General features: G+C 52.9%; 16 protein-coding genes. 6 read left to right on the top strand and 10 right to left on the bottom strand.

Going from position 1 to position 16,424, the window contains the following annotated elements; all coding sequences use genetic code 11:
- Nucleotides 1-3: 3 nt before the first annotated feature.
- The 10 genes from KJS40_RS01045 to gspG are packed head-to-tail and all read right to left on the bottom strand — an operon-like array spanning nucleotide 4 to nucleotide 8,996.
- Entirely contained in the window at nucleotides 4-387 is a 384-nt protein-coding gene (locus tag KJS40_RS01045) for a prepilin-type N-terminal cleavage/methylation domain-containing protein (RefSeq protein ID WP_213539657.1), read from the bottom strand.
- 45 nt (nucleotides 388-432) lie between these two features.
- Nucleotides 433-933 carry a type II secretion system protein gene (locus KJS40_RS01040; RefSeq protein WP_213538727.1) on the bottom strand — a complete coding sequence of 167 codons (501 nt, stop codon included), beginning with the start codon at nucleotides 931-933 and terminating at the stop codon, nucleotides 433-435.
- A gap of 3 nt (nucleotides 934-936) precedes the next feature.
- The gene (locus KJS40_RS01035; RefSeq protein ID WP_213538726.1) at nucleotides 937-3,210 is read right to left on the bottom strand and encodes a secretin and TonB N-terminal domain-containing protein; all 2,274 of its coding nucleotides are present in this window, start codon (nucleotides 3,208-3,210) and stop codon (nucleotides 937-939) included.
- Complete coding sequence (locus KJS40_RS01030) at nucleotides 3,207-3,776, bottom strand: secretion system X translation initiation factor (protein WP_244859639.1); 570 nt, start codon at nucleotides 3,774-3,776, stop codon at nucleotides 3,207-3,209. The genes KJS40_RS01035 and KJS40_RS01030 overlap by 4 nt, the downstream gene beginning before the upstream one ends.
- 8 nt (nucleotides 3,777-3,784) lie before the next feature.
- Complete coding sequence (locus KJS40_RS01025) at nucleotides 3,785-4,354, bottom strand: hypothetical protein (protein WP_213538724.1); 570 nt, start codon at nucleotides 4,352-4,354, stop codon at nucleotides 3,785-3,787.
- Nucleotides 4,336-4,872, bottom strand: a complete 537-nt coding sequence (locus tag KJS40_RS01020) for a fimbrial assembly protein (protein ID WP_213538723.1) — start codon at nucleotides 4,870-4,872, stop codon at nucleotides 4,336-4,338. The genes KJS40_RS01025 and KJS40_RS01020 overlap by 19 nt, the downstream gene beginning before the upstream one ends.
- Nucleotides 4,872-5,693, bottom strand: a complete 822-nt coding sequence (locus tag KJS40_RS01015; RefSeq protein WP_244859638.1) for a hypothetical protein — start codon at nucleotides 5,691-5,693, stop codon at nucleotides 4,872-4,874. Before KJS40_RS01015 ends, KJS40_RS01020 begins: the two co-directional genes overlap by 1 nt.
- Nucleotides 5,674-7,320, bottom strand: a complete 1,647-nt coding sequence (locus KJS40_RS01010; protein WP_213539655.1) for a GspE/PulE family protein — start codon at nucleotides 7,318-7,320, stop codon at nucleotides 5,674-5,676. The genes KJS40_RS01015 and KJS40_RS01010 overlap by 20 nt, the downstream gene beginning before the upstream one ends.
- A gap of 50 nt (nucleotides 7,321-7,370) precedes the next feature.
- The gene (locus KJS40_RS01005; protein ID WP_213538722.1) at nucleotides 7,371-8,555 is read right to left on the bottom strand and encodes a type II secretion system F family protein; all 1,185 of its coding nucleotides are present in this window, start codon (nucleotides 8,553-8,555) and stop codon (nucleotides 7,371-7,373) included.
- A 6-nt stretch (nucleotides 8,556-8,561) separates the two neighbouring features.
- Nucleotides 8,562-8,996 carry a type II secretion system major pseudopilin GspG gene (gene gspG, locus KJS40_RS01000; RefSeq protein WP_025041367.1) on the bottom strand — a complete coding sequence of 145 codons (435 nt, stop codon included), beginning with the start codon at nucleotides 8,994-8,996 and terminating at the stop codon, nucleotides 8,562-8,564.
- A gap of 552 nt (nucleotides 8,997-9,548) precedes the next feature.
- On the opposite strand from gspG, the gene KJS40_RS00995 reads away from it, so the two are divergent.
- The 6 genes from KJS40_RS00995 (at nucleotide 9,549) to KJS40_RS00970 (ending at nucleotide 16,407) form a co-directional block, all read left to right on the top strand.
- Complete coding sequence (locus tag KJS40_RS00995) at nucleotides 9,549-10,523, top strand: polysaccharide pyruvyl transferase family protein (protein WP_213538721.1); 975 nt, start codon at nucleotides 9,549-9,551, stop codon at nucleotides 10,521-10,523.
- A 126-nt stretch (nucleotides 10,524-10,649) separates the two neighbouring features.
- Nucleotides 10,650-11,762, top strand: a complete 1,113-nt coding sequence (locus tag KJS40_RS00990) for a hypothetical protein (RefSeq protein ID WP_213538720.1) — start codon at nucleotides 10,650-10,652, stop codon at nucleotides 11,760-11,762.
- 198 nt (nucleotides 11,763-11,960) lie between these two features.
- On the top strand, nucleotides 11,961-13,211 hold the full coding sequence (murF, locus tag KJS40_RS00985) for a UDP-N-acetylmuramoyl-tripeptide--D-alanyl-D-alanine ligase (RefSeq protein WP_213538719.1): 1,251 nt from the start codon (nucleotides 11,961-11,963) through the stop codon (nucleotides 13,209-13,211).
- 333 nt (nucleotides 13,212-13,544) lie between these two features.
- Nucleotides 13,545-14,171: a S24 family peptidase gene (locus KJS40_RS00980; protein ID WP_213538718.1), complete on the top strand. Its 627-nt coding sequence runs from the start codon at nucleotides 13,545-13,547 to the stop codon at nucleotides 14,169-14,171.
- A gap of 12 nt (nucleotides 14,172-14,183) precedes the next feature.
- Nucleotides 14,184-14,891, top strand: a complete 708-nt coding sequence (gene imuA / locus KJS40_RS00975) for a translesion DNA synthesis-associated protein ImuA (RefSeq protein ID WP_213538717.1) — start codon at nucleotides 14,184-14,186, stop codon at nucleotides 14,889-14,891.
- A 13-nt stretch (nucleotides 14,892-14,904) separates the two neighbouring features.
- The gene (locus KJS40_RS00970; RefSeq protein WP_213538716.1) at nucleotides 14,905-16,407 is read left to right on the top strand and encodes a DNA polymerase Y family protein; all 1,503 of its coding nucleotides are present in this window, start codon (nucleotides 14,905-14,907) and stop codon (nucleotides 16,405-16,407) included.
- Nucleotides 16,408-16,424 lie beyond the last annotated feature (17 nt).

Here is a 16,424-nt window from a genome sequence, read left to right as displayed (position 1 = left end):
CGCTTACCACGCCTCATAAGAGATTCCATCGTTTGCCTGTTCAGGCGAACCGCTGCGCACGTCATAAACCCCATCGAGATCACCGGGAGGGGAAACCACGATCCAGGTTTCCGCACTCTCCGTCAGCGGATCCACCGGAATGTTGCGCAAGTATCGTTTCTCCACCAGTTCAACCAGCGCGCCGGGATAGCTGCCAGTATCGGCATGGAATTTGTCGATGGCATCACGCATGATGTTCAGATCCTGTCGTAATACCGTTTCTTTGGATCGATGGAGTGAATTAAAATATTTTGGCGCCACGATGCTGAGCAAAGTGGCGATAATCGCCATCACTACCAGTAATTCGACGAGGGTAAAACCGGAGCAACTCCGGTTGATCGGTAGCATCGCGTTGGCTTTTGTTTTCTGCGTCGGCCGTATTCTCTGCATAATTCACCATGCGTCATAGGAAATGCCGTTCAAACCAACCTGTTGCGAACGTGAGTACACATCGAAAACGTCGTCTCCTTCCTGAGGATTATCCGGTGGACTTCCATAGGCACGCTTACCCCAGGTGCCGGCGTCGGTAAGTCCGGAATCGGTGGCCATGGGATCGCGCGGCAATCGGCGTAAAAAATAGATTTTGCGCTTTTCCGGATCCTTCGCATCAGGCACCCCCGCGACGAGATCCTCCAATTTGGGTGGATAACCGGATTCGTCAGCATTCCGGGCAATACGTCCATCGTTTACCGCCCGTTTGTATGCATCGATGGCTTCCCGTATTTGCCTCAGCCCTGTTCGCAGTTCTTTTTCCTTGTCGCGCTGCGAGGTGAGTTCGTATAAGGGCATAGCCGCGGAAACCAGCACCGCCATGACCGCCATGACGATCATCAGTTCAACCAGCGTGAAACCCTGGCTGGATGACGGATTCGCTGTCAAGCTGCCGTTTGCCATGCCTCACCGGATATCGATGTTCGCTGCGGGCGGCAGGGTAACCTGTGCCGCCATTTCGCTTTCACCCGGCAATGAAAGATTCTGGACAGTGATCCGGGTTGAGCCTGATTCCACCGCGATAACCTTGAACCGCACCTCGGCAGTTACCGCAGCACCCTCGCTCTTACTCAGCTGCAACAGCCGCGCCCCCGTTTTTGCCCCTTCATCCAGCGCTTCGAGCACACTCGCATCGTAATTAAGTTCCAGTTCCGCAGCTGGCATGTTTTCGCCACCCGCAAGGCTTATATTTACCGTAAATTCCTTGCCGGGGGATGCCTCCGTGGGTGCCATCAGGGTAAGGACTGGTGGTGGTGCAGTCTGTGCAGCGGAACGGGCAGGCTCCGCCTTGGGCTCATCGGATGGCTCTTCAGGCCGGACAACGGGTCTGGCAATTACAGCCGCTGAGGAAGAAGACGACATCGCAAGCGATCTTGGCGCCATCTTGGCAATGGTGACCGGAAACATTCCTGCGGCGTTCTCAGTACCAAATGAAAGTTGACTATCCGGTCTCGATGGGCGTGCAATATTGCGCACAATGCGCGGTGTAATGAGCAAGGCGATTTCTGTCTTGTTGCGAGTATGGTTCTGGCTCGAAAACAACCTGCCGACCCATGGCAAATCACCCAGCCCCGGTATCTTGTCGAAAGTGGTGCGTTCGGAGTCATTGATCAGGCCTGCCAGAATCTGTGTCTCCCCATCCTTCAACGCCAGCGTCGTGGTCGCGGTGCGTGTGCCTACCTGATAGGCAAGCCCACCGCCGGTCACCGGCACTTCCTTGACGATATTGCTTACTTCGAGGCTGACGTTGATCGACACCTCGTCCCCTAACGCCACGATAGGCTCGACATCCAGCTTGAGCCCGACGTCGAGGTAACTCACCGATGACGCAACACCGACGTTGGCGGTAGCAGTCGTGGTAACCACCGGCACTTTATCGCCAATGAGAATCTTCGCTTTCTGACGATTCTTCACCCTGATACGTGGATTGGCAAGCACGTTGACAATCCCGTCCTGTTGCTTGAGATTAATCAAAACTGCCGGGTTGGTAATCACCGCGGTCAATCCGTCGACACTGAACCCATTGCCATTGATCCCGCCGCTGTTGATCTGGAAAGGCGGGATGGGATTCGGAAGGCCGGCGGCGGCGCCGGCTGCATTGAGCATGCTGACGTTGATTGAATCGGGATAGCGCAGGCCAAGATTGAGCAAGAGATTACGGGCGATTTCAAGCACTTCGACTTCCAGCATGACTTCGGGATCGGCCAGATCGTTCAACGCAACCAGCCGTTCGACCAGACGGATTGCCTCTGGCGTATCTTTCATCACAAAAAGATTCAACTTCTCGTCCACGTAAATATCTTTTGTTTTGACCAACCCCTTGACCATGGCAACAATCTGCTTCACATCGGTATTTGCCACATAGAACCCGCGCACCATCAACTCCTGATATTCCTTCTGCTTGGCCGCCGTATTGGGATAAATCAGCAAAGAGTTTTCGTTAAGCACCTTGTAAGCGAGTTGATTCGTCATGAGTAACAGCTTGAGTACATCGTTGATATTACTGTTACGGATCAGAATCGTGATTTTCGTGTCCTGTTTGATGTCCTTGTCGAAAACGAAGTTGATCCCTGCGGTGCGGGCAATGATTTCAAAGACGGATTTCAGGTGAGTATCACGAAATTCCAGGGTCAGCGACTGTTTGAAGTCGGTCTTTAATACCGTCTCTGTTTTTTCTCCCGCCAGTTCCTCGGTGATTTGCTTCATGAGCCGACGGGCATCTCGCTGCATGGGGTTTTCCTGGAGTACCGATTGAATCTCGGTTTCGGCCCCGGACAAATTGTTGTGCGCCAGCAACGTTTCGACGTGCTTGATTTTGGCTGCATGGCGGCGCTCCACGTCCAGCGCGGCCAGGCCTGCCTGTGCACGCTCGTTTCGAGGGTTTATCCCAAGCACGCCATGGTATCCCTGCTGGGCGGCATCCAGTTTGCCTGACAATCTGGCATTGTCGGCGTCTGTCAACAGACGTCCGGCTACCGCCTCACGCTGGCGCGCCAGCACCGCCCGGATCTCGAGGTTGTCCGGCTCCTCGCGCGCGGCCTGTTCCAGACTTGTCAGGCCTGGTGTCATCTTGCCCTCCGCAATAAGTCGTTTTCCTTCCTCGAACGCCTTGTCCGAAGCGCATCCGGCAAGCCCGGCCAACATCAGCACGGTCATCATGATGCATCCAACCGCTCTCATTGAAAATTTCCTGCCGTTCCACTGGTGGTGACAAGAGTCTGCCTTATGTTAAGGGGTAGATAAGTCAGGATGATCGCGTGATCGCCAACTTCTTCCACCCGATATCGATCGTTGATGTTTTCCCCGGCCTTGACCACATAATTACGTTCGGAAAGAGAAAGAAACACTCGCGTTTCATCTCCCTCCGTAACCTTACCGAGATATTTGAACGATAGGGGTGGCGGCGACGGCGGTTGAGGTTTCATGGCTGGCGGCGGCGGTATCCACGATTTACGGGAGAAAATGTCACCTGCCTGTACACCGAATTTTCTACGTTTCAGCCGCTCGAGTTCCAATTGACCGGATTCATCTTTCGTGAGCACTCCCCCCTGGAGGGTACTTTCTTCGGATGTGGATGGCCCTGAATCCATGCGATCCACGGAAGCGCCGTCTTGTACCGCACTCTGGCGGGATTCTCCGGACGCAGGTTGGGCCGTGTCCGAGTGACCGTCTTCTCCGCTCACCCATTGGGCGGAAAGGAGCGCCGCCAACAACGCGCCGCCCAGCCACAATGTGCGTCCTTGCACGGCTCCTTTCATCTCTTGTCTTCGCTCAGATAGAGGTTGAATTTGAGACTTGCTTCGAGCAATTCGGATTCCACACCTTCACGTTTGATGGCGATATCCACCAGGGCCATTGCAGGCACGGCACGTAAGGCATCGGCAACAAAGCCACGTACCTGGGAATATTTGCCACGGATGGGCAATGCCATTTCATAACGTGCGAGCTTCCAGTTTTTTTCACGGACCATGCGATAGTCGCTCCCGTTGACCTCTACATTGTGCTGCCCTGCAACCTGCACCAGCTCCTTGATCCAGAATGGCGACGAATCGATATGTGGAAAAAAAGCGTAGAAAGCCTGCAGCGCCTCGTCGCCTTGTATTTTCCTGCCTGGTGTCATTGCAGGTTTTGTTTGCATAAGCACTTTCATCGCTTCGGCTTTGCCCATCAGTGCGCTCGATTCCGCACGGCGCGGCAACACTGCCACAATAAAAAAAACGACCGAAAAGATCATCAATCCGAAACCTATTTTTCCGGGTGTACCGAGTCGCGCCGTCTGCCAGCGCGCTCGCAGCAAGGTATTCCTCAGGAGATCTCGATCCATGATGCCATAAGGGAAAAAATAACCGGCTGCTGCGGATCTTCCCGCTTGATTTCATACTTGAGCAGATACGCATCCTTGAGGACCGGTTCACGCTCCAGGGCGCCGACAAAATCGAGCAGCGCAAGCATATTTTTTGCTTCGCCGCCAATCAGCATCGTGTGGCCGGAGGCATCCGGCTGGAATGACAGCAGAGCCACGTCGTGATTGGTTGCGTATTCGACAGAATCAAAGAGAGCCTCCCAGGGCAAATCAATCTCACTCAACACTGCGTTGGCTCTTTTTATTTCCTGTTTTATTTCCCGGCCTCCGGGTGTGGATGTACCCTGCGGCAGCGTTTTTCGTTGCGTCCGGCGATCCATCCCCGCAATGCGCAAATCCCAGTAGGCCACCTCTTCCATGGCCGCTTTGAACTGATAAAGCACACCTGTCAAAGCGGCTATGCCCAGTATCAACACGATAAATCCGGCGCTGCGAGCTTCCTGTCCGCCATCCGGGAAATTCAGATTCAAGCTGCGCATCAGCTTCCCCTGCCGAAAACCAGGGCAGACGGGTAATGCAGTGGCGCAGGCTTACCCTCCGTCAGCAAGGGGACAACTTGCCAGCCGCAGTCGCTCGGCAGTCTCATTTCGGGATGCTCCGGTGCAAACAGATAGACCGATTCGACCTCTTCTTTCTGTCGCGAAAAAAGGAGTGCTTCCTGATCCAGTGCCGCAAGCAGTTCGTCTTCGGGGCGATGCAGCATCCTCCGGTTGCTTATGCGGTGCCAGGCGCCATTCGACAGCAAGACAACACAAAGACGCCCGGTTTCGATCAGGGCAAACCACACCTGGGATCCGTCAAACCGTTTACGCCATCGATCGAATGCGCTCGTCAGATAAGGCTTTATACTTTTCAACCTTACCTTGCGCCGGATGGCGATGTCCCCCAAACGTTCGAGCAGATTGCGCTCGATCGCGGCACAGACGGCCCCGCCACACGGATCCCAGGCACTGATGCTGAGCGCCCATGTCGCTGCGCGCTCCCCGTACACCTCGCGCATGTGAAAAGCCGCGTATGCATACAGTTCACCGGGGCTCGCAATTTGCGTCTGCGCCGATACCACGGCGTATCGCACAAGATCGTTGGAAATCGTGATGCTCATGTCTACGCCGGCAGCATCTTCGATCATCTGCTCCAATTGCCCGAGAGGCGGTTCCCAGGCAGGCAAGCCCGGCTCGCGCTCGCAAGGCGCCACGAGCCTGAGGTCCTCCTTCGGCTTTATTCCGCGGAAGGATCGCACCAGGTCGATCCGATCGGGGGCAAAAAAAACCTGTATCCGATCACGCAACAATGGTGACACGATTGGCCTCCTGTAAACTCGTTTGCCCCTTCATTACCATCGCCAGCGCGGCTTCACGCAGGAAACGGGTACCGCTTCGCTTCGCGGCCTCTTTTATCCGGCGTATGGGTTCCCGCGCTACGATAAGTTCGCGGATTTCATCATTCAGCACCAGCATCTCCGCGATTGCATTGCGTCCGCGGTATCCACTGCCGCGGCACTGGCCGCACCCTTTACCCGTACGAAACCGGAAGGTGCCCGCGCCAGCGCGATCAATGCCCGACTCGGCAATCAACCGCTCGTCCGGGCGCTCTTCCACCGCGCAATGCGTGCAAAGCAGGCGAACCAGCCTTTGCGCGGCGATTCCGTTCAGGGCGGAAACAAAACTGTAGGGATCCACGCCCATGTGCGCAAAACGCCCGATTACGTCGAATACGCTATTGGCATGGACCGTGGTAAACACCAGATGCCCCGTCAACGCGGCCTGTATTGCGATCTGCGCCGTTTCGGGATCGCGGATTTCGCCGATCATGATCTTGTCCGGATCGTGGCGCAGGATCGAGCGCAAGCCACGTACGAAGGTCAATCCCTTTTTTTCGTTGACCGGTATCTGCAGCACACCCGGCAACTGGTACTCGATGGGATCCTCTATTGTGATGATTTTGTCCTGACCATCATTGACTTCCGAAATTGCGGCATAAAGCGTCGTCGTTTTGCCGCTTCCGGTGGGACCGGTCACCAATAACATGCCGTAGGGCTCGGCGCTGAGGCGACGCAAACTCGCCATCGTGTCCTGGTCGAAACCAAGATGATCGAGTGTCAACCCCTCAACATGATCGGCAAGGGCCTGCCGGTCAAGGATACGCAGCACGGCATCCTCACCGAAAATACTCGGCATGATCGATACACGAAAATCAATCTCCCGTCCCTGGATGGAAATTTTAAAGCGGCCATCCTGCGGTACGCGACGCTCGGCAATATCCAGATCGGACATTACCTTGATGCGGGAAATCACCTGTTCCGCCAGCTCCATGCCCTGCATCACGCCGATCAGCGTCAGTACGCCATCGATCCGGTATTTGATCGACAGGGTACCCATCCCCATTTCGAGATGAATATCGCTTGCCTGCGATTTATGAGCGTCATATAACGTGGAGTGAACCAGCCGCACTACCGGACTGGTACCCTCGTTAATCGTCTTGAGCGAAAGATCTTCCTCTCCCACTTGTATCGCACTGCGCTCTGCCGCGGAAAGCACGCTATCCATCGCGCGCATCGTTTTTTCCTGTTGCGCAAAAAAAGCGGCCAGATCGACGGGATGCACCAGATGCCACGTGGCTGCGACATCGATACATTCTTCTGCCCATGCTCTCAGATTGGGCGAAAATGGATTACCGACAGCAAGAAGGTATTTTTCTTCCCGCCGGAACAACGCGCACTCCTGCGTGACCGCTTCGTTAAAAGACAGCATCTCGAATACGGGATCACATGTCCGCAGATCCTCCATTGTCAACACGGGCATCCTGAGCAGCCTGCCAAGCTCCGTAACGAACTGGCCTGGTGCATAGCTGCAAGCTTCTTCCAGAACCGCCATGACTGGAACACCCCGATTCGACGCTTCCCGGCGTGCCTCGCCAAGCTGACGCATATCGATCGGCTGCAATGCCGATGGCTGTAACGCGGATTCAATCACGCAGCTCAATTGATGCTTCCCGCCAACTGGAATATCGGCATATACATGAGGATGATGATTCCACCGATCACCCCACCGATCACCGCCATCAACAAGGGCTCGATCAGCTTCGTCATCCACTCGACCCAGCGCGCAATTTCTTCATCATGAAAATTACCGATTCGCTCCATCATTTCCCCCATCAAACCGGTTCTTTCCCCGACCCGCAGCATGCGGCTGCCAACGGCCGTCGTCAGTCCTTCCGCCTCCATCGCGCTGGAGATCGTTTTTCCCTCGCGGATACTGGCAGCGGCCGCATGCACTTTTGGCCTGAAGTGCGGCTGTAGCAGACCGCTCACCATTTCCAACGCCTTTGCCACCGGAATACCCCCACGCAACAACATACCGAGCGTTCTGTAAAACCGGGCAAGTTGATAAACGCGCATACGTTCTCCGATGGCCGGAATGCGCCATAATTGTTGCGACACCCATATTCTGAACAGCGGCCGCGTCAGGCTATAGATGGCAATTCCTAGCGTGACTGTCCCCACACCCGCCAGTTGCCATCCCTGGTCATGCACGAAATGCCCCCATTCAATCAGAAGTATGGAGAGCCACGGCAAATCGGATCCAAGATCCTCATAAATAGCGCTGAACTTCGGCACCACAAAAACCAGCAGGAACATTGCCACCAGCAGCCCTATCACCAGCAGGAGAACCGGATAAATGGAGGCGCCAATCAATTTCTTGCGGACCAGATCCATCTGCGCCTGATAAGTCATGAAACGCGTCAAGGCTTCAGGCAGGTCGCCAGTGCGCTCGCTTGCGCGCGCACTGGCGACATAAAGAGGCGGAAACGCCTGCGGATAAAGCTCCAATGCCCGCGAGAAAGTCATGCCCTCATAAAGCCGCTCAAGCAGTTCGCCCATGATTTTTCGTATGCCGGCGTCCTGCTCTTTTTCCGACAGCGTCTCGATGCTCTCTACCAGGCTGAGCCCCGCCCCCAACAGGGAGAGCAACTCCTGGCTGAAATGCGCCAGTGGAAAACGTAGTCGGGGTTTCGGTATCCAACCGGTAAACCGCCGGCGTATGTCCAAAACCATGCCGCCCTGCGCCATTACCTGGAGACGGGCATCCTTCTCGCTATCCGCCTCGAGTTTCAGCAATACCGTGCCTTGTCCGACAAGTACGGCCTTCACTTCGTAGTGCATCTGAGCCTACCAGTTTGCTATATCGACCGCTTCACCCGTACCGCCGGGTTGACCGTCCTTGCCATAGGAATACAAATCGAACTCCGCGCGTTCACCCGGATATTTATAGACATATGGTCGCCCCCAGGGATCTGGCGGCACCATCTTCTTGAGGTAAGGCCCCTGCCACTTCAGTTCATTGGTGGGACGCGTCACCAGAGAGATCAGTCCTTGTTCGGTAGCTGGATAGTGACCGGTATCCAGGCGATACTGATCCAGCGCCTTTTCCAGGGAATCAATCTGGGCTTGAGCCGCTTTTATTTCGGACTTGCCCACCTGCGAAAAATACTTGGGCGCCACATAGCCGGCCAGCAATCCTATAATGACCATTACGACCAGCAACTCGAGCAGCGTGAATCCATATGCCGCATGCGTACGCCGCTGGATACGCCAACGCTTCATCTCAGTATCCTCGAATCCATTAGTAGACTTTGCAAAACGATACGAAGTGTAAGCGTCTTACATGACAAATCCATTACAGGGAAATGACGGGATAGCTGAAGCGATTGGACTAGAAACGAAGCGCCGCGGGCGGCGTATTGACGGTATTTACAAACCTGATCCTTGATCTCCCGGCACTGTTATGCTCCGCGGAGATTTCAACGCGTTTCCTCATCACAAAAGGATACCGAAGGTCAGGATCGTTGCCTCATAACCGAGGTAACTTTGACCATGGAAAAGATGTGACTTATTCGGCATCGATCTGCTGTTTCAGATCAAATGGGTTCAGTATTTCGTGCAGTGTTCGCGGTTTTGACCTGGTCTCTTCGGTTACACTCTCTCAATCCATGGCACGCTGATAAGGCGTTTCTGGTGTGCGGCACCGTTTACGATAGCGTGCGTCGCGCTCCTTCTGCTTGAACTTCAGAGTGAGGCGGAAGGATTTCAGCCGGCCTGGCAGCCGATGGGTAACTGTTATGTCGAGATATTCAACAGGGAATTGATCAAGGCGGGATGACTCTAATCGAGCAGATAAAAACAATGAGCGATGCACCTCATGCTGAATTAATGCGCTCTCTGGCTGGTAAACACCATGTTCTTGCCGGCTTGATTGGAACAGCTCCGGTTCATTACGTCGATTTACCTGTTCACAGGAACATAGGTGACCTGCTGATCATGCTGGGCACGCTCCGCTTCTTCGCGCTCCATGAGTTGAAGATAAGTCTAAAGGCGGCGTATTTTACCTACCGCCCAAGCTGGGCAAGAACCGGGGATGTGATCGTATTCCAGGGCGGCGGTAATCTTGGCGATCTTTACGCAGGACCGCAGCAGATGCGTCAACATGTGGTAGAGAAGCTACCGGGAAACAGGATAATTATCTTCCCTCAGACCATCCACTTCCGTTCCCCGGATGCGTATGCGCAATGCTGCAGGATTTTTGCAAAGCACCCCGATCTCCATATTTGTGTCAGGGACCATAAGTCATTTGAACTGGCGGTTCCCATGTCGCGGCATGTTTATCTTCTCCCGGATATGGCGCACCAGTTATGGCCGATACAACAAGCCCGGCATTGCGAGGGCCATCGTCTCGCGCTATTGAGAGCTGATGTCGAGTCCGCAGGGAGCGAGGTTATCGATTTTGATATGCGTGCTGACTGGCGGGAGTTGGTCAGGCATAAAAATACCTGGATTCGAATGATGCGGGGAGTGCTGGCTGCCTTGCACCTGGCGCACCTCGACTCGGGTATCCTGTCCCTTGAGATGGACTTGTGGATCAAATACGCAACGAAACTGGTTGGCGAGGCGATCGATCTTTTCAGCAGATTCGAGGTAGTCACGACTGACCGGTTGCATGCCCACATTTTGTCCTGTCTGATGGGGATTCCGAATACGGTCTTGAATAACTCTTATGGCAAGAATTATTCTTATATCACTGCGTGGACCGGGTCGAGCAGTATCGTGGATTACCGAGCGAAAAACGTTGAATAAAACCGAAGAATAATCCTCTTTCGAAAGAGGAATGACGGCAAGCTGTCAGGAGAGTAGGGCTGTCTTATCCAACTCGCAATGCTTGCGTGCGTCCGCCCCATCCTCCAGGTAATAACCCCTATTATTATGCCTAAGCCAAAACTGCGCGATCGGATAGCTCGTTTTCTCGACATCCCTGTTCATATACCAGAAGGCATAAAGCACGGTAATGATTTATGCACCAGGATCGACGGTAATTTTCTGCGTATCCGAAGTCAACGCACGAAACTTGTTCTATCCCCGGAGGCACTGGGTACTGCTTTCCTGTTGCCTACTGTCGCGATGGGCAGACGTCTTGTCGGGGAGTCGTGCGATCCGGTATGGCTGGAGAATACGCAACGCATACTCGATCAGGTAAATGCGTGGTGGGATTACGGGGCAGTTCAGCCTGACTTGGCACCCGGCAATCCTGGCCGGCCAAGCCAGGGGGTCGGGTTGGCGTTCAGCTTAGGGGTTGATTCGTTTTACTCCAACTTTTTTGCCGATCCGGCACCCGATCTTTTAATTCTGGCTTCCGGATTCGATATCCCGCTAGAAAGAAAAGATATCCTTGCATCGATGTGTAATTCTCTAGCCGCAGTAGCCGAGGTAACGGGTAAAGATTGGACAGTGATCGAAACTGATCTCAGAAGGCATCGTCTTTTTCGGAGATTATCCTGGGAGTTCTCCCATGGGAGTGCGGTTGCATTTTTAGGGCATCTCCTGCATGAACGCATCGGTTCCTTGCTTATTTCATCGAGCCATGACCAAGATCATCTGGGTCCCTGGGGTTCGCACCCTGATCTCGATCCTTACTGGTCCTCCAGCCGACTTTCGGTCAAAAGCATAGGATATGAGGTTTCTCGATCAGAGAAGATAAAGCGGTTGGTGAACCATGCTATTGCCAAGCCACTTCTGAAGCGCCATCTACGCGTATGCTGGGAACACCCGACATCACTTGGGAATTGCGGTTATTGCCATAAATGCGTCCTGCTGCGCATGACCTTGAGTTGGCATGCCCCTGATTTCAAGCTCGACACTTTGCCGGAAAATATACCACTGGTTCAAGCTATTGAGGCTTTGCCCCCAATAACGGATGATTTATCGCTTAATTTTCGAAGAGAGTTGGCGGGACATCTTGATCCGCCCGTTGATAAAGCATTGCGTAAGCTGATTCAGCGGTCAGAAGAAATTATTAACCGTGATACAGCAGATGCTTGAAAGCTTTCCGGCATTGCGATCAATCGAGGTAGGCAGGTCTATACATTGTTGCGATTGTCCCGAGCCGCATAGGTTTACAAATCACAGGTTCCTGAAAATTGCTCATCCACATCAGCAAGCCTGCTGTCACCCGTGCATTATGACTATAGAAAACGGCAACGAATTCATTTTCAAAAATCATGGATAGGGTAAATGGGTATGGCTCTGGATTACAAGTGGTTCAAGCTTAAAACATTACTGAAATCAGGAAAACGCCCATCCAGCGAGGAAATGGAGAAATTCGTTCTTCTTAAGCGCTCCAAAATGGGTCCCACAAAATTTGTAGGGATAACGGGTAGCGGCGGCAAGACCACTACAGCCCGCTTTATTCATCACCTGCTAAGTGAAAAAGACAAATGCGCTTTATCCGTATTCGATAATGCCTTTCTGTCAATCATAGGAGGCATGCGAAAACTTGAAAAAAATATCAAATACGCAGTCTTCGAGATCAGCGGAGACAAGCAGGGGGCGATAGATGCCGCCTGTAGATATATCCAGCCACAGCTTGGAATAGTGACGGTAGTTGCAAGCGATCATATTACAAACTTTCATGGCATCGGGGAGATCGCTCGGGAAAAAGGCTGCCTGGTATCAAATATTCCGCCGGATGGACGGGTATTTCTGAATGCGGATGATCCCCGGGTTCTTGATATGCGCTCAAGGTCCAGAGCAAAAGTAGTTACCTATGGGAGATCAGAAGAGTCGGATTATCGTGCCACGGACTTGATCATTTCATCTGCTGGGCGCTTACAATTCAAATGCCATCATGGAGAAGAATCCGCTCAATTTGATGTAGGGCTATTAGGAATACACTTTATCACGCCAGTGCTGGGCGCTATTTCTTGTGCGCACCAACTTGGCATTTCCCTGTCTTCATTGGCTCAGCGCGGTAAAACTTTTACTCAGACAGAAGGACGCTGCTCTTTACACCCCAATCCGAATGCGCCTATTTTTATCTGTGATACAACGAAAGCACCATTCGAGACACTAAACCTCGCTTTACAAACGATAAGTAACTTTCCACAGGCGCCAAGAAGAACAATCGTACTTGGAACCGTTTCCGATAAATCCAAGAAAGGGATTTTTACCCACTATAAACCCGCTTATAAACTCGCTCGAGAATTAGCTGATAGAGTAATTTTCTTTGGGGACAAGGCTTCTCACGCAAGACCAGGGGATGAAGATTTGATAGCGGGACGTGCTCAATTTGTGTCAAACATTGTGGAGTTACGTGATCTGATCCGCCAAACCATGATACCCGGGGAAGTAATACTCCTGAAGGGATCAGCACACATCGATCACCTGGAACGCGTCGCTATAGACTACGATAAAAAAGTTGCTTGCTGGAATAACAACTGCCGCATGAAGACGGAATGTTTCAGGTGTGACCAGATTCTGCTAAATTCCTGAAGCGCCTCCCGACATGGGCATGTTCACGCCCGTGTCGGCAATATCCTACTCGGGTCATTGGTGTACTTAGGCCCAATTGCTCGCTCAGCAGTAGTATCTAAAGTCTAACGGGATATCGTCGTCCCAGTCCACCTTTCGGCGGGCGTGAGCCAATTCAGTTTTATGCATTAAAGCCGCAATCAACCCTATCGCCGGCTCTATTCTTGAGTACTTGCGAACATTGCTGCCCTATTGCAGAAGTTTGGGGTAGAAAAACAGCAAACATGGAGCGGCTTGAATAGAGAACGATTGCTCTCTATAATAAGAACAATCGTTCTCTATTCAGCTCCCGCCATGCAGCAACTCGACATTTCTTCTTATCTTGGCAAGCTTCAGGATTACTACGCCCAGGAAAGAATCATCCCCTCGACAACTCAATTATCTGTGCTATGGAACGGAAAGGCCCGTTCCTGGACACATCGGATCGCCCAGCGTTTAAAAGAAGAGGGCTTTCTGGAAAATGGTCCGGGCGGAAGATTGCGTCCGGGACCTCGCTTTTTCGAGCGAACGGTCGGGCATACGGTCCGTGCAGGGCTGCCTCAAGAGGCTTTCGACGTTCAGCCTGAATTATTGCGCATAGATGATTATCTTATCGAAAAGCCTTCTCAAACCATTCTGTTTCCCGTTAAAGGCGATTCGATGATCGATCTGGGAATACTCGAGGGCGACATGGTGGTTATTGAACGCAGCAATTCAGCTTCACTTGGCCAGGTCGTATTGGCTATCGTGGATAACGAATTCACTCTCAAGGTTCTGGCCAGGGACAAGGAAGGCTATTACCTGGAAGCGCGCAATGATAGGCGAAGCAAGGAGTACCTGCCTATCCGCCCTGAGCAGAAACTGGAAATCTACGGATTTTATGTTGGCCTGTTTCGAAAAGCCCCTGCTTCTGGAAACCACATCGGTTCCAGCCGTGGTTAATGGAACTTCGTCATGTCGACGCTTGCCTCCTCACCCGCTGCGCCGCTATCGCTTTTGCAAATCGAAGCTCGATTCAAAAACAGGATATGGCGGGGCGATCCATCAGGATCTTCAACGGATCCGGTTGTTTCCAGTGGTTTCAATGAACTGGATAAAGCTTTGCCTGGAGGGGGATGGCCTGTTCACAATCTGACGGAATTGCTGCTACCGGCAGAAGGACTGGGAGAAATCAGATTATTGGGTCGACCGCTTGAGCAGATCACGGGAGACGGGAGGAATATTCTATTGGTTGGTCCGCCTTATATTCCTTATATGCATGCGTGGGAGAACCTGCATATTGATAGTCGGCGCATTGTAATTGCCAGAGTCGACAAACCCACCGAGCGATTATGGGTACTTGAACAAGGGATCAAAAGTGCTGCTTTCGGAGCTGTTATCGGCTGGCTGCCCGAATCCAGCCTGCAAACGACGCGCAGGTTACAGGTCATCGCGCGAACTGTTGCCAGCCTGGTTTTCTTGTTCAGGCCGGTGAGCGCGCAATTCGAATCCTCCGCGGCCCCGCTTAGAATATTGCTCGGTCCGGTAGCGCAGCATACGCTTTCTGTGCGCCTGCTGAAACGGCGGGGTGCTCCGGCTGTCCTGCCCATTTACATCGTCCTCCCTCAGATAAAGCCCTTCTCCAGCTCCGCTGTATCCAGACCTGCTTTAGCCCACTGTTGAGCCTTGGATCACAATGTTGTGGATCGCGCTACATTGTCCAACATTATCGCTCGACTGGATTGAACGCCGGTTTCCTGCCGCACTGATCCCCGCAATGGCGGTGACTATTCGCAAGGGTAATCAGGTTTATATCCGGCAAGCCAATAAGCCGGCGCAACAATGGGGGATAACGGCTCATCAACCCTTGGCAAGTGCCCTGTCTCTTTTTCCCGACCTGGTGGTATTGGAGCATGACCCGAATGAAGAAATGAAAGCGTTGCAGGAAGCTGCATATGCCGCTTTGCGTTTCACCCCCAATATTGTGCTGCAATGCAGCGGCCTCATCGCGGAGATTTCCGGAAGCCTGAAACTGTTTGGCGGCCTGAAAAAATTGTGCCGATTACTCAACCGGGCAGTGACTGTACAAGGCTTGCAACTCTGCGTGGGCGTGGCTCCCACTGCCAAAGGAGCATGGCTTCTCGCACAGTCCACGCCACCGCACACCGTCATCAATGGCGCGGGGGCTAAATTCCACTTATTGCTCGACTTCCTGCCCGTCAGTTTGCTGGAGTCGGCCCAGGCTCATCTTGAAGTCATTCGCGGCATAGGCTGCAAAACGCTGGCTGATTTACGGCGATTGCCACGTGGAGGAATGGCGCGTCGATTTGGCACGGGTCTTCTAATGGAGCTGGATCAGGCTTACGGCGACTCGCCAGACCCTCAAAAATGGTTTGAAGCACCGGAATACTTCCAGCGAAAGATGGAATTAATGGCGCAAGTTGAAAATGCCGGCATGTTGCTGCTTCCCGTACAGCGGATGATCGAGCAAATGTGCGGCTGGCTGGTTTCACGCTATACGGCGGTTTCAGCGTTCTCGCTCATTCTGCACCATGAATATTCTCTCCGGCAGCCACATCGATCCACGCCCATAAACATACGGCTTTCCGAGCAAAGTAATGATCCCGGTCATTTAATGATTTTGCTCCGTGAACGCCTGGATCGTACAAAACTGATGGTTCCGGTTTGTGGATTGGAGCTGATAGCGGACGAAATAACAGCGGGAATGGAGACTAATCTGGAACTGTTCCCGACCGCGCAATCGGAAGCGACTTCATTGAGCCGGTTTATTGAAAAACTTTCCTCCCGCCTGGGGCCGCAAGCCATTACAAGTCTGCAAGCTATTTCTGACTATCGGCCGGAATGCAGCCAAAGATTCGATGCTTCAGGAATAGGTGGATTTTCATGCCGTGGAACGCATCGGGACAGAATTTCATCGGAATTAATCCGTCCTGCCTGGTTAATGGAAACACCGCTGGAACTGAAGCTGCAACGCCAGCAGCCGGTTTACGGGTCGCTATTGAAATTAATTTCAGGGCCGGAGCGAATCGAGGCAGGCTGGTGGGACGATGGCGCGATCACGCGCGACTATTTTATTGCGGAAAATAATCTTGGCCAATTGTTATGGATTTACTGCGAGCACGACCTAGCAAGGGAAAATAAGAAAAAAGACTGGTATTTGCAGGGGCTATTTGGATAAATCAGCTTTGCCTCCAT

It is taken from the genome of Nitrosospira sp. NRS527 (assembly GCF_018406445.1).
Taxonomy (GTDB): domain Bacteria; phylum Pseudomonadota; class Gammaproteobacteria; order Burkholderiales; family Nitrosomonadaceae; genus Nitrosospira; species Nitrosospira briensis.
This window is presented reverse-complemented; position numbering and strand designations above follow the sequence as displayed.